Below are 13457 nucleotides of genomic sequence, written 5' to 3'. Positions count from 1 at the left end.
CTATCGGCAGGCGACCGCGGCGGCGCTGGCAAGCAACTGGCTCCGATTGAGGGCGCCCGAGGAGAGCCGATACTGTACGCCGCCGCAGGCCCACGACACCCGCCTGGTGTGCCCCGTCACCAGGTAGCTGGCGGGCTGCCCGGCCACCGTGACCTGTGCGCCGGCGTCGAGTGCCGGACCGCCCGGCGGGGCGGTGAACTTCGTCATCGTGGCCCGGTGTGCGCCGGGCGCGCTGTACTCGGCGGTCACCTGGCGGTGGGCAGCGCCCGACGTCCGCCCGGAGTCGAAGCTGTACGCGGCGGGCAACTCGGGGTCGGGGACCGACAGCCTGCTCGCGTCACGCAGCGCCGCCAGTGCGTCGAAGCGGCGGGTCGTAGTGTCGACGATCTCCGTCGTCGCGCCGGCCGGCGGCGTCCAGCTGAACGGCTCCGCGGACAGATCGGCGTTGAACGTGACGTTCTCCAGGTGCGACCGCAGGTGGTACGTGGTCGCGTTGCTGGTCACGGTCGTGACCGTCCGCAGCGGGTAGTAGTACCGGGCGTCGAGCCACAGCGTCTGTGTCATGTCCGCTGCTGCGTCAGTCGCGGGTGTCAACCGGAACCCGTGGGCGTTCCGGCCAGCGACGGTTCGCGCGCCCAGATACGAGACCGCGTAGCCGGGCACGTCGGTCGTGTTGTCCGTGGCGTCCGCGTCGGCTGCGGGGATCGCGGGCAGCGGCGACACGCCCTGGGATGGCACCGTGACCGTCGATCCGTCGTGGGCTGCCGCGACGACGCGCTCGTAGAAGCCCGCCTGATCGACGACTGATACCGCCGCGTCGTTGTGCGGCGCGCGTGTGACGCGGTTCCTGCTGGCGTCGTAGGCCATCGTGCCGTGCCCGGTCACTAGTGTCACGTCGCCGGCCGTGGCGTTCGGCTCGCGCACCCGGCTGAACCGTCGCAACGAGTCCCCCGCCAGCGAGATCCGGAGGGTGGTCGTCGTGTGGCTGCTCGTGTTCCCGAACCTGATGCCGGACACCTCCGTGGCCGACACCGATTCGATGTCGTTGAGTCCGGCCGCGACGGCGGTGCTCGGCGGTGCTCCGGTGTGGTCGTCCGTGAGGACGAACACGCACCCACCGAGCACGACGAGGGCGAGGATCAGGCAGAGCCGAACGGACACCATTGCATCACATATCTGTGTCATGTGATTTAAAATAGGCGAAAGACCCCCGTTTTTGGGGCCAAACGCACCGTTCCCGAAGCCACTAAGGCTGTGTCGGCCATACGAACGAGCATGCAAGCGTTGGTCATCGTCGGACACGGATCACACCTCAACCCGGGCTCCTCGGAGCCCGCGTACACGCACGCCGACACCATTCGCGAGTCGGGCGCGTTCGACGAAGTCCGGGAGGCCTTCTGGAAGGAGGAGCCGTCCTTCCGGAACGTGTTACGGACACTGGAGTCCGACGAGGTGTACGTGGTCCCGCTGTTCATCTCCGAGGGGTATTTCACCGAACAAGTCATTCCGCGCGAGCTGCGACTCGACGCCTTCGATCCCGACGACTGGGACTCCGACGGCACCGACGCCGACCACGTCACGCTCGAAGCCGACGACGTCGAGAAGACGATCCACTACTGTGGGCCGGTCGGAACGCACGACTCGATGAGCGAGGTCATCGTCCAGCGAGCCAGCTCCGTCACCGGCCGCGAGGAGTTCGGCGACGACTTCGGCCTCGCGGTCGTCGGACACGGCACCGAGCGAAACGAGAACTCCGCGAAAGCCATCTACTATCACGCCGACCAGATCCGGGAGATGGGCGTGTTCGGCGAGGTCCAGGCGGTGTTCATGGACGAGGACCCGGAGGTCGACGATGTCACCGACTTCTTCGACACCGACGACATCGTGGTCGTGCCGTTGTTCGTCTCCGACGGGTTCCACACCCAGGAGGACATCCCCGAGGACATGGGGCTGACCGACGACTACCGCACCGGCTACGACATCCCCACGGCGGTCGATGGCCACGACATCTGGTACTCGGGGGCGGTCGGCACCGAACCGTTGGCCGCCGACGTGGTCCTGGAGCGCGCCGCGGACGCCGGTGCCCCGGTCGGTGACGCCGTCGACGCCGTCCGCGAACAGACCCGGGGCGCGAACGCGGCTGCGGGGGACTGATGTCGGTCGCAGACGCACTCGTAGACGCTGCCGATGCCGACGGGATCGACTTCGACGGACTCACCGTCGCCGCGGGCGACGACGGCTACCAGTTCCGGACGCCGGACACGGACGCCGTCCTGACTGCGGCCGATCTCCGAGAGCACGCCGACTCCCCGTACGTGACCAACTGGTACTACTGGGAGCACGACATCGGCGGCCACGACACCCCGCGGCGGGCGTTTCTCCGGTGGCTGGAGGGCGGCGACGACCGACCCGTCCCGGAGCGCTACGACGCCCTGGATTCGGGACACACCCGCCACTGGGGGGAGCTCGCGGTCACCGTCACCCACGGCGACGCGGCGGGCAGCCGGCGCTACGACGTTCGGCACGCTGACGACGTCGACGCGGACACCGACACGCTTGCGACGTACACGGATCCACGTGACGCGCGCGAACTCGTCAAGCACGACGACGACGACGGCTATCGCCCGCTTTCGACTGCGCCGTCGCTTCCCCACGGCTGGGCGTTCACCGACCTCGACGGCGGCGCGCTGGTCGACACCATCGACTACGTCTATCCGGCGACGGTCGCGAACTGGCACCGCGAGCGCGAGGGCAGCCTCGACGTCGATCACTGGGCCGACGTTGCCGACCGCCAGACCGGCATCTACGGGATCGTCTCCGACCTCGACGAGGACGCCCTCGAATGGGCGGCCGAAGCCTGCTGTGTCGACTCCCAGTGTCTCAAGCGCCGCGAGTGGGACCGCGACGAGGACGACGCCCTGGACGTGCCCCGCGGCGACGGGGCGTTCCCGTGTCGAGAGCCCTGCTCGCTGTTCGTCGCGGCCGCCCGCAAGTTCACCACGCTCGAACGCGAGGACACCCGGGAGTACACGTTCGAACTCACGCCCGCGGAGAAAGAACAGATCGAGGACATCATCGGCGCGGTCGCCGACGACCGCACCGACGACATCCGCGAAGCCGACGTGTACGAGGGCGCGAACCGCTACCGCACGCGGTTCCTGCGCGCCAAGCGCATGGACGACCACGGGCTCTCGGGCACGCCGACGTACCCCGAAGACCACGACGACGACGACGATGACGATGACGACGGCGATCACCACTAGCCGGGGTCAGCGCAGCAGCTCGTAGGCACCGACGCCACAGCCTGCGAGCACGCCCGCAACGCCCACCACGACAGCGCCGGCGTCCGGCACCGCCACCGCGATCGCGCCGGCGGCCGCGACGACCGCCACGACGACTGCCACCGGGATCACGGCGTGGCGGAGCGACACACCCGTGTCGGGCTCGGGGCGGGACTGTTTTTCCGTGAGCGTGTCGTCGACGGCCACGTCCGGCCCGCCGTCTTTGCGCTCCTGGGTGATCGACACGGTCACGTGCTCCGACTCGGCCCCGTGTCCGGTGACCAGTCGGAGCGTGCCGTCGGCGGGCCCGGCGTCCCGGGGGGCCACCACGTCGACGGTGCGGGTCTCGTTCGCCGCGACGTACACCTGGGTCTCGCTGACGGTGGCGATGTCCGCGAGCCGCTCGTCGGGCTGTACGTGCACGTGGAGGGGTTGGCCGTGGTTGACGAACGAGAGGACGAACGACCGGTCGGTCTCCAGGGTCGTGGCTTCCGGAGCGAGATCGCGTGGCCGCTCGCGGTTCAGGTGGACCGACAGCGTGTCCGGCACGTGCCAGCGTCCGCCCTGCGGGCTGAAAAAGATTCCCCGGGTCAGGCCGACGCCGACTCGGCGTCGTCGCGCATGTCCGGCGGGAGCAGGTTCGGGATGCCGTCCTCGATCGGATACGTCTCGCCGCAGTCCGTGCACGTCAGCGTCCCCGCCATCACTTCACCGTCCTCCGTGGCGTCCGCGTCAAGCGTCAGGTCGTGTTTGTCAAGCGGACAGCAGACGATGTCCAGCAGATCCTCTTTCATACGTGCATGCTGGCGCGCGGTCGGCAAAAGCGTGCGGGTTCCAGGCGTGGTTATTCGAAGGGGTTCTGCCGGACGATGGACTCCTCGCGGCCGGGACCGACGCCGAGCACGTACGCTGGCGTGTCGAGTTCGGCTTCGACGTACTCGACGTACGCCTGGGCGTTGTCGGGCAGCGCGCTGTAGCCGGCGTCGGCGACGACCGCCGGATCGAACGCCGACCAGCCGTCGAAGGACTTCATCACGGGGTCGCAGTCGCGCCATGCTTCCGTGGTCGCTGGGAGCGTGTGGATGCGCTCGCCGTCACGCTCGTAGGCGTGCCCGACGTTCACCTCGTCGAGCTCGGCGAGCACGTCGAGGTGGTTGATGGCGATGCCGGTGAAGCCATTGGCGCGGGCGGCGTGGCGGAGCATCGGCATGTCCAGCCAGCCGACGCGGCGCGGGCGGCCCGTGACGGTGCCGTATTCGCCGCCCTCTTCGCGGATGTATTCGGCCCGGTCGCCGTCCAGCTCGGTGGGCATCGGGCCGCTGCCGACGCGGGAGAGGTAGGCTTTGATGATGCCGACGATCTCACCCTGGCCGACGGTGGTCGGGCCGAGACCCGACCCCGTGGCGGCGTAGCCCGCCGTCGGGTTCGAGGACGTGACGTACGGGAAGTTGCCGTGGTCGATGTCGAGGCTGGTGCCCTGTGCGCCCTCCAGCATCACGTTGTCGCCGTCGGCGATGCGGTCGGCGAGGTAGTCGCCGGCGTTCACGGCGAGGTCTTCGTCGCGGATGCGGTCGGCGTACGCCAGACACTGCTCGTGGATCGCGTCGATGTCGAACGCGCCGTCGGTCTCGCTGGCGTCGAACCCGTAGACGTCCTCGTAGATGGCGCGCTTGGCGTCGACGAGGTATTCGAGGCGGTCACGGAGCGCGTCCTCGTTGAGGAGGTCGCCGACGCGGACGCCGCGGCGACCGATCTTGTCCTCGTAGGTCGGGCCGATGCCGCGGCCGGTGGTGCCGATCTCGCTGTCGGAGTCGGCTTTCGCGGCCTCCTCTGCGCCGTCGAGCTCGCGGTGGAACGGTAGGATGACGTGTGCGCGCTTGGCCAACCGAACGTCGGGGTCGAGGCCGCGCTCCCGGAGCGCGTCGACCTCCTCGAACAGCGTTTCGGGGTTGATCACGCAGCCGTTCCCGAGGACGCCGGTCTTCCCGCGCACGACCCCGGACGGAACCAGCGAGAGCTTGTACTCTTCGCCGCCGGCGACAACCGTGTGGCCGGCGTTGTCGCCGCCCTGGTAGCGAACGACGACGTTTGTGGCGTCTCCGAAGAGGTCGACGACCCCCCCTTTGCCTTCGTCCCCAAGCTGGGCGCCGACGATGGTGACGGTCATGCTCACGCCTTTCGCCACGGTCGTGATACCAGTTACGGTCTCACGGACTCGCTTGGACACGTTCGTGAATATTCGTGTGGGATACGTCGTGTCAGATCACGTAGCAGAACCGTTAATTGTTACCACCGTCGTAGTACTGTGTGTCGCTGTCGGTTCTCCTGCCGTGACAACATTTAAAACCCCGCCATGACTAGTTAACAAATGCCATGATAGATCGACTTGAGAAAGAAGTTGATATGCTCGAACGCCATCTGGAAGTCCTCCGCATGGTCATCGAGAGCGAGCCCATCGGCATCGTAAAGATGTCCAACGAGACCGGCTACCCGCATCACAAGGTCCGATACTCGCTTCGCGTCCTCGAAGAGGAGACCCTCATCGAGCCGTCGAGCCAGGGCGCAATCACCACCGACCGCACCCACGAATTCGTCGAGGAACTCGACGGCAAAGTCGACGAGATCATGGACAAAATGGAGTCCATGAAGATCGACGCGGCCGCAGAGGCCGAATAACACCTCCGTCTTCTCCGACTACAGCTCCGGCACCGTCAGGTGGAACGCGTCGTCGCGATCCTCCACGAGACACAGATGATAGCCGGCTTTCCGACCGACGTTCACGAAGCTCTCACGGTCGCTGCGCGACAACAACCCGCCACTGGCGGTTGCGTCCCCAGCGGTCTCAAGCGCCGCCGGCTCGAAGAACGACCCGGTGACGTACATCGCCGCCGCGAGGTGATCGGTCCCCTCCCTGATGGCGGTGGCGTCCGACACCAGCGCCGCCATCTCCTCGGCGGTCACCGGATCCCGGCCCGTGTTGATGTCCGCGACCACCAGCGCGTTGCCCATCCGATCCCGCAACACCACGTCGAACGTGCGGGAGATCGTCGTCTCGTCGTCCGGGCTCACCTCCACCGTCCCGCGCAGCTCCGCCCGGTCAACGCTGGGAAGCGCCGCGTACAGCTCGCTCAACCCGCTCTGGTGGCCGGACTCCCGGATCTCGTAGGGGAGCGCTCGCACCGTCCATGACACGAACGTGTACGCCGCGGAATCCGTCAGAAACGACTCGAAGGCGGTTCCATCGACCGTCGCCGCCGACGTGTCGAACTGCGTGTGGTGGTCGACACGGAGGTTCCCGTTGACCGCGTCCGGATCCGTCGTGGCGTCGAGTTCGTCGAGCGTCGGCTTCCCCTTCGAATCGTAGCGCACGAACAGATCCGTCCCCGCGAGCGCGTCCTCGGCGCTCAACGTCACACCAGCAGCGCCGGCGTCCTCGGTTGCGTCGGCCGGCTCGCTTGCCGCCACCTCCTCCTCCAGGGACGACACCGTCTCCTCAAGCGAGGCGACCTCCGCCTGCAGCTCGTCGCGCTCGCGTTCGAGCGTCGAGACCGTCGATCGGAGGTCGTCACGTTCGTCTTTCAGCGTGTCGATCCGCTCGCTCGCCGCCTGCAGTTTCTGCTCGCGCTTCTTGACCGCGCGTTTGAGCTTCTCCAGCGTCGACTGCCGCCCGCCAGCCGCCGACGATGACGACGACGACGGTGCCGACGCGTTCGTCGTCGACGCTGACGCCCCGGACCGTCCGGCCGGCTGCTCACCCTCGCTGTCAGCCGGGCTGATCGTCGGCACTGACGTGGTCTCCTGCCACGCCTGCTCCCCGTCCGCCGGCTGGCTGGCGCTCCCTGGCGCGCCCGAACCCTGCGCCGCCGTCGACGCGCCGCCGTCGGCGTCCGCGGCCCGCTCGGCGCTCGTGGGCGCTGTCGGCGACGCCTCGCTGGTGGCTGCCGCCGACGCCCCGCCGTCGCTGGCCGCCGCCGAATCCGCCGCCGACTGCACTCCGTCTTCGCCGGCCGGCGGTGACGCGTCCTCGGTCGTGGCCTCGCTGTCGGTCGACGCGTCGTCGGCGGCGGTGGTCGTGTGGGCAGCCGTTTCGGCCGGTGTGTCGTCGCCGTCGTCCGGGCGCTCGGGGAGTTCGGTCACGCTCACCGGGGCCTTCACGACCTCGTAGACGCCGACCTCGTCGTCCGCGCGCTCGAAGGCCTCGTCGCCGGTGTGGAGCTCCTCGCGGGTGCCGATGAACGCGGCGCTCATCGAGCGGCCGCCGTAGTAGACAACGTAGTAATCCCCGGAGAGGACGTTCTCCGAGAGCTCGATGTATCCCGTGAAGTTCGCGTCCGTGAGTGTCTGGCTGGCCTCGGACAGCGGCGTGTCGTTCGTGTAGTATTTCGCCTGCGTCTCGCCGTCCTGGTGGCGCATCGCGTACAGCAATGCGACTGACTCGTCGGGGGCTTCGTACACCGTCCCGTCGGCGTCAGCGACACGGTCCATGTCGCCGTCGAAAACGCCGATCACGCGGCCGTTCAGGAAGAACAGCCACGTCCCATCGGCGTCGACCGCGCCGGAAAAATCGGCGTCCGCGAGGTCGTGGAGCTGCCCGACGCCCCCGGAGAACGGCCGGGAGTCCCAGGACTCCACTCGCTCGACTGTGCGTGCCTGCATGTCCGGGAGAATGCGAGGGCTGCGTATAAGCCTTTTCGGGCCGACGAGCACCCCACTGTGTGCCCCTGTGGACCGGCCGGCTACAGCTGGTTCGAGGCGTCGTCCGCGAGCTCCTCCATTCGCTTGCTGATGCGGCCCGCACTGGAGAACTCGTCTTCGCTCATCGCGGCCGCCAGGGCGTTCCCGAGCAGGAACACCGCATGCTTGTGCTCGCTTTTCGATTTGTGTACGTGCGACGGTTCAACGTCCAGTTCCTCGTACGCGGCGAACGCGGTCTCGTCGACGTGGTCGAACCCGAGGAACTGGTCTTTGATGTTCACCATCTGTTCGTGGAGTTCGAGGAGCTCGTCTTTGTGCATGCTCTCAGCGTAAGGAAGTCGTGTGTTTAAGGGTTGTTCCAGAGTGGGTGCCACGTCAGAAGACGTATTCGTCGTCGTGGCCCATCATGCCGCCCTCGCTTTCGAGGCCAGCACCGTCTTCGTCCTCGCTGGGGCCGCTGGTCTTGTAGGCGCGAATACCCGAGGACAGCAGCTGTTCAATCGCCTCCTCCCGGCTCACGAACTCCCCCTGTTCAACGAGCTGGGCGATCTGCATCTCGATCTGGTCGGGGATGTTGACTTCGACTGTAGGCATCCTAACGACCGACGCTTCGACGCCTCCCTTGATAAGCTTGACGGGCACCGCTTTTCGTCGTCGGAACGTTCACCCCGCGGAGGCTGAACTCAGGTTCGTCTCGACCCATCTGAGTCTCCGGATTCCGGTAGGAATACGTGATGGCGACGACTACCCCGGTGTATGACCGTCGAGGACGTAACCGACCTCTACCAGGCGTTCGGGGACGACCGCATCCCCCCGGGCCAACGCGAAACCACCAAGTTCCCCGTGCTCTCGAAGGGCGACACCCCGAACTGGGACCGGGACACGTGGACGTTCACCGTGACCGGTGCTGTCGACACCGAGCTGTCGCTGTCCTACGACGAGTTCCGTGCGCTCGACACGGTCACACAACGCCAGGACTTCCACTGCGTGACCGGCTGGTCGAAACTCGACTGCGAGTTCACCGGCGTCCCGTTTCCCGAACTGGCCGCCGCAGCGGGTGTCACCGACGACGCGGTCCACGTGCTGTTCCACGCCCTCGACGGCTACACCACGAACCTCCCGCTGGCGGACTGCATGCGCGAGGAGGTGTTGTTCACGTGGGCGTTCGACGACGACCCGCTACCCCCCGAACACGGCGGCCCGCTGCGCGTCGTCACCCCACACAAGTACGCGTACAAGGGCGCAAAGTGGGTGGACGGCGTCGAGTTCCTCACGGAGCCCCAGCGCGGCTACTGGGAGAAGCGCGGCTACTCGAACACCGCCGACCCGTGGGCCGAAGACCGCTACAGTTAGGCCGGGACAACAGGGTATTTCACCCAGCAGTGCAAACCGTTGATAATGAGTTCGCTTGCCGGGGAAACGACCGCTGACGGGCCGGTCGTTGCGACGAGCTGCCGGGTTGCGGACGTCTCCACGCGGGCGTTTCTCGCTGCCCACGCCGAACCGGGGTTCCACTGGGCCGACCCCGACGGACTCGAACTGTCCGGGGCTGGCACCGCCGCGTCGGTGACTGCAGCGGGCGGCGACCGGTTCGCGGCCGTCCGCGAGTGGTCGACGGGGCTGTTCGCCGATCTCACCCACGACGGCCCCGACGCCGCACGCCCGCGACTGTTCGGCGGGTTCTCGTTTTTCGACGCCCACACCGCCGCCGGCGTCTGGCAGGGGTTTCCGCCCGCACGGTTCGTGCTGCCGGCGATCCAGCTCACCAGCGTCGGCGACGAGACGTGGCTGACCGCGATCGAAGCCGGCCCGGACGCCACGGCGGCGTCCGCGTCGGCATCGCTGGCCGACGCCCGCGACGCCGTCGACTCGCTGCCCGCGATGCAGGCCGCCGGACCACGCCCCGGCGTCACTGACACCACGCCGACGCCGGGCCGGGACGCCTGGACCGCCGGCGTCCAGGACGCCGTCGACCGCATCCAGTCGGGGCCACTCCGCAAGGTCGTGTTGGCGACCGCGCTGCGCGCGGACCTCGCCGAACCGGCGACGCCGTGCGCCCTCCTCGAACGGCTGCGCCAACGCTACCCCGCGTGTTTTCGCTTCCTCGTCGCCCCCGCCGACGGGGGGGTGTTCCTCGGCGCGACCCCCGAGCGCCTGGCGTCGCTGCGCGACGGCCGCGTGGAGACGGTGGCGCTCGCCGGGTCGGTCGGCCGCGGCGACTCCCCCGCCGCCGACGCGCGGCTGGCCGACCGCCTCCGGGAGAGCGACAAGCTCCGCCACGAGCAGGGCGTCGTCGTCGACACGATCGCGCGCCGCCTGGAGGGGATCGGTGACGTGGCCGTCGGGGACCGCGGCGTCCGACAGCTGTCCACCATCCAGCACCTCGAAACCCCGATCTCGGCCGCCGTGAGTGCCGACACCCACGTCTTGGACGTGATCGAGACGCTACACCCCACCCCGGCGGTCAACGGCCTGCCGCCGGCCGACGCGCTGGCGACGATCCGCGACACCGAGACGTTCGACCGCGGGTGGTACGCCGCCCCGATCGGCTGGATCGACGCCGACGGCGACGGCACCTTCGGCGTCGGGCTGCGCTCCGGTGTGGTCGACGACGACTCGGTGACGCTGTTCGCCGGCAACGGCATCGTCGGCGACAGCACCCCCGACGCGGAGTGGGAGGAAGTCCAGCTCAAATACCACCCCGTCCTCGACGAGCTACAATGACGGCACCGAACCGGAACACGCTGTGGGCGCGCGCGATCGCCGACGAACTCGCCGCCGCGGGCGTCCACGCCGTCTGCGTCTGTCCGGGCAGCCGGTCGACGCCGCTGACGGTTGCCGTGGACGCCCACGACGACCTCACGGTGTACTCCCATCTCGACGAGCGCTCGGCGGCGTTTTTCGCGCTCGGCCGCGGGAAGCGCACGGGCGCGCCGACCGCCGTCCTCACCACGTCGGGCACTGCCACCGCGAACCTCCACCCGGCGGTGATGGAGGCCGCCCAGGCCCGCATCCCGCTGGTCGTGCTCACCGCCGACCGCCCGCCGGAGCTCCGCGGCTCGGGTGCCAACCAGACCGTCGACCAGGAGCAGCTCTACGGCAGCGCCGTCCGGTATTACGAGGACCTCCCGGAACCGGAAGTGACCGCCCGCAAGCTCCGGTCGCTGCGAACCAGTGTCTGTCGCGCCGTCGGCCACACCACGGGTTCGAAGCCCGGCCCGGTCCACCTCAACGTCCCGTTCCGGAAGCCCCTAGAGCCGGTGTCGGTGCCCGGTGACGTGCCGCCGTCGTTCGACGACGACCACCCGCTGGCGGCCGCCGGGCGCGGCGGCGACACGCCGTTCGTTTCGGTCCACGACGGCACCACAGAGCCGGCCGGCGAAACCGCCGCTGCGCTCGCTGCCGCGGCCACCACCGCCGCCCGTCCGCTCGTCGTCGCCGGCCCCGCCGACGGCGGTGCCGGGATCACCCCGGACGCCGCGGCCGCGCTCGCCGACGCCACCGGCGCCCCGATCTTCGCCGACCCGCTGTCGGGGCTCCGGTTCGGCCCCCACGTCGGCGATGCGCCGGTCGTCGGCGGCTACGACGGCTTCCTCGCCGCGGACGTGCCACACCCGGAGTTCGTCCTCCGGTTCGGCGCGTCCCCGACATCGAAACCCCTCCGCAAGTGGCTCGCCGCGAGCGACGCCCGCCAGGTCGTCGTCGACCCCGCCGGCAGGTGGCGGGAAGCCGAGTTCACCGCGACCGACGTGGTCGCTGCGGACCCCGCTGCGACCGCGCGCGCGATCGCGGCCCGGGCCGACGGGACGCGGTCGGCGTGGACTGACGACGTGCTCGACCTGGAGGCGCGCTACTGGGCGGCGGTCGATGACTTCCAGCCGGCCGCCACGCTCGAAGGCGAGATCGCGGCCACGGTCGCCGCCGGCGCGCCCGACCCTGCGACGGTGTTCGTCTCGAACAGCATGCCGATCCGGGATTTCGACCGGTTCGCAGCGCCCCGTGGGGCCGACCTCGCGGTGCTCGGGAACCGCGGGGCGTCGGGCATCGACGGCGTGATCTCGTCGGCGCTCGGCGCCGGCAGTGCGACCGCCGACCCCGTCGTCGGGCTGGTCGGTGATCTGGCGTACTTCCACGATTCGAACGGGCTGCTGGCGCTGGAGCGCTGCGGGGTCGACGCCACGATCGTGCTCGTGAACAACGACGGCGGCAGCATCTTCCACATGCTCCCCATCGAGCAGTTCGACCCGCCGTTCACGGGGCAGTTCAAGACCCCCCACGGCCTGGACTTCGCGCCCACCGCCGACACGTACGCGCTCTCGTTCGCCCGCACGGACACCGTGGGGGAGTTCCGAGCGGCCTACCGGGCGGCGCTGGGCGACGCCGGCACGCACGTCATCGAGGTGTCGACGGACGCCGAGGCCAGCCACCGCGAGCGCGAGCGCCTCGCCGACCGCGTCACCGGCCTGTCGGTCTGACCGCAGTGGCGTGTGCACGGCCCAGGGCCGCGTGTGAGAACGCTTTTGCGGCCGCCGGCCGCGTGGTTAGCCATGGTCTCGGAGACGTTCGACGACGCCGCGTGGACGGCGATCGAGGAGTTCTCGTTCGACGACATCACCTACCACCGTGGTGTCGAGGTGCCCGCCGTCCGGATCGCGTTCGACCGGCCGGCGGTGCGCAACGCGTTCCGCCCGGGCACCGTCGACGAGCTGTACACGGCCCTGGATCACGCCCGCAAGCAGGCCGACATCGGCTGTGTGTTGCTCACCGGGAACGGCCCGTCGCCGTCGGACGGCGGGTGGGCGTTCTGCGCCGGCGGCGACCAGTCGGTGCGCGGGGACTCGGGCTACGAGTACCACGGCGACGACGAAGCCGCCGCCGACGACGACCCGGCGGTCAAGCGCGCTGACGCCGGCCGCCTGCACATCCTCGAAGTCCAACGTCTCATTCGCACGATGCCCAAGCCGGTGGTGGCGGTCGTGCCGGGGTGGGCGGTCGGCGGCGGGCACAGCCTCCACGTGGTCTGTGACCTGACGCTTGCGAGCCGCGAACACGCCAAGTTCAAGCAGACCGACCCCGACGTTGCGAGCTTCGACGGCGGGTTCGGCTCGGCGTACCTCGCCAAGCAGGTCGGCCAGAAGACGGCCCGCGAGATCTTCTTCCTCGGGAAGACCTACGACGCCGAGGCGGCCGCCGACATGGGGATGGTCAACGAGGCGGTCCCCCACGACGACCTGGAGGCGACGGCCCTGGAGTGGGCCGACGAGATGACCGCGAAATCGCCCACAGCGATGCGCATGCTCAAGTACGCGTTCAACATGACCGACGACGGCATGGTCGGCCAGCAGACGTTCGCCGGGGAGGCCACCCGGCTGGCGTACATGACCGACGAAGCCCAGGAGGGACGGGACGCGTTCCTCGACGGCCGCGACCCGGACTTCGACGAGTACCCCTGGCATTACTAGGCGCGCAGCGAGGCGGTTC

Annotated in this window: 14 protein-coding genes; 7 read left to right on the top strand and 7 right to left on the bottom strand. The window is 69.1% G+C overall.

Going from position 1 to position 13457, the window contains the following annotated elements:
- Entirely contained in the window at positions 1–1164 is a 1164-nt protein-coding gene (locus JRZ79_RS17405) for an outer membrane lipoprotein carrier protein LolA (RefSeq protein ID WP_231546355.1), read from the bottom strand.
- Between the two features lie 111 nt (positions 1165–1275).
- Between JRZ79_RS17405 and JRZ79_RS17400 the strand changes: the two genes are divergently transcribed.
- Both JRZ79_RS17400 and JRZ79_RS17395 read left to right on the top strand, forming a co-directional pair.
- Complete coding sequence (locus JRZ79_RS17400; protein WP_205252668.1) at positions 1276–2154, top strand: CbiX/SirB N-terminal domain-containing protein; 879 nt, start codon at positions 1276–1278, stop codon at positions 2152–2154.
- Complete coding sequence (locus JRZ79_RS17395; protein WP_205252667.1) at positions 2154–3263, top strand: DR2241 family protein; 1110 nt, start codon at positions 2154–2156, stop codon at positions 3261–3263. Before JRZ79_RS17400 ends, JRZ79_RS17395 begins: the two co-directional genes overlap by 1 nt.
- A 6-nt stretch (positions 3264–3269) precedes the next feature.
- Here the strand turns inward: JRZ79_RS17395 and JRZ79_RS17390 are convergent, their stop codons facing one another.
- Genes JRZ79_RS17390 through JRZ79_RS17380 form a run of 3 tightly spaced genes read right to left on the bottom strand, consistent with a single transcriptional unit; the run spans position 3270 to position 5448 of the window.
- A complete protein-coding gene (locus JRZ79_RS17390) occupies positions 3270–3830 on the bottom strand; it encodes a hypothetical protein (protein WP_205252666.1) in 561 nt (186 codons plus the stop codon).
- A gap of 41 nt (positions 3831–3871) precedes the next feature.
- Positions 3872–4075, bottom strand: coding sequence for a methytransferase partner Trm112 (locus JRZ79_RS17385; protein WP_010902783.1), 204 nt, complete (start codon positions 4073–4075; stop codon positions 3872–3874).
- A 50-nt stretch (positions 4076–4125) separates the two neighbouring features.
- Positions 4126–5448: an adenylosuccinate synthase gene (locus JRZ79_RS17380; protein WP_205252665.1), complete on the bottom strand. Its 1323-nt coding sequence runs from the start codon at positions 5446–5448 to the stop codon at positions 4126–4128.
- Between the two features lie 206 nt (positions 5449–5654).
- On the opposite strand from JRZ79_RS17380, the gene JRZ79_RS17375 reads away from it, so the two are divergent.
- Positions 5655–5957, top strand: a complete 303-nt coding sequence (locus JRZ79_RS17375) for a hypothetical protein (protein WP_012289276.1) — start codon at positions 5655–5657, stop codon at positions 5955–5957.
- An 18-nt stretch (positions 5958–5975) separates the two neighbouring features.
- On the opposite strand, the gene JRZ79_RS17370 is transcribed toward JRZ79_RS17375, so the two are convergent.
- From JRZ79_RS17370 to JRZ79_RS17360, 3 genes are all read right to left on the bottom strand, one after another.
- Complete coding sequence (locus tag JRZ79_RS17370; protein WP_205252664.1) at positions 5976–7937, bottom strand: cell division protein ZapB; 1962 nt, start codon at positions 7935–7937, stop codon at positions 5976–5978.
- An 80-nt stretch (positions 7938–8017) separates the two neighbouring features.
- A complete protein-coding gene (locus tag JRZ79_RS17365; RefSeq protein ID WP_010902779.1) occupies positions 8018–8296 on the bottom strand; it encodes a UPF0058 family protein in 279 nt (92 codons plus the stop codon).
- Positions 8297–8351: 55 nt separating this feature from the next.
- On the bottom strand, positions 8352–8570 hold the full coding sequence (locus JRZ79_RS17360) for a hypothetical protein (protein WP_010902778.1): 219 nt from the start codon (positions 8568–8570) through the stop codon (positions 8352–8354).
- Positions 8571–8732: 162 nt separating this feature from the next.
- On the opposite strand from JRZ79_RS17360, the gene JRZ79_RS17355 reads away from it, so the two are divergent.
- The 4 genes from JRZ79_RS17355 (at position 8733) to JRZ79_RS17340 (ending at position 13438) form a co-directional block, all read left to right on the top strand.
- On the top strand, positions 8733–9329 hold the full coding sequence (locus tag JRZ79_RS17355; protein ID WP_010902777.1) for a sulfite oxidase-like oxidoreductase: 597 nt from the start codon (positions 8733–8735) through the stop codon (positions 9327–9329).
- A gap of 45 nt (positions 9330–9374) precedes the next feature.
- A complete protein-coding gene (locus JRZ79_RS17350; RefSeq protein WP_205252663.1) occupies positions 9375–10700 on the top strand; it encodes an isochorismate synthase MenF in 1326 nt (441 codons plus the stop codon).
- Positions 10697–12451, top strand: a complete 1755-nt coding sequence (gene menD / locus JRZ79_RS17345; RefSeq protein ID WP_205252662.1) for a 2-succinyl-5-enolpyruvyl-6-hydroxy-3-cyclohexene-1-carboxylic-acid synthase — start codon at positions 10697–10699, stop codon at positions 12449–12451. The genes JRZ79_RS17350 and menD overlap by 4 nt, the downstream gene beginning before the upstream one ends.
- 72 nt (positions 12452–12523) lie before the next feature.
- Positions 12524–13438 carry a 1,4-dihydroxy-2-naphthoyl-CoA synthase gene (locus JRZ79_RS17340; RefSeq protein WP_010902774.1) on the top strand — a complete coding sequence of 305 codons (915 nt, stop codon included), beginning with the start codon at positions 12524–12526 and terminating at the stop codon, positions 13436–13438.
- Positions 13439–13457 lie beyond the last annotated feature (19 nt).

Source organism: Halobacterium sp. BOL4-2 (genome assembly GCF_016917835.2).
Classification (GTDB): domain Archaea; phylum Halobacteriota; class Halobacteria; order Halobacteriales; family Halobacteriaceae; genus Halobacterium; species Halobacterium salinarum.
The sequence above is the reverse complement of the archived record's forward strand: the minus strand, read 5'-3'. Positions and strand labels throughout refer to the sequence as shown.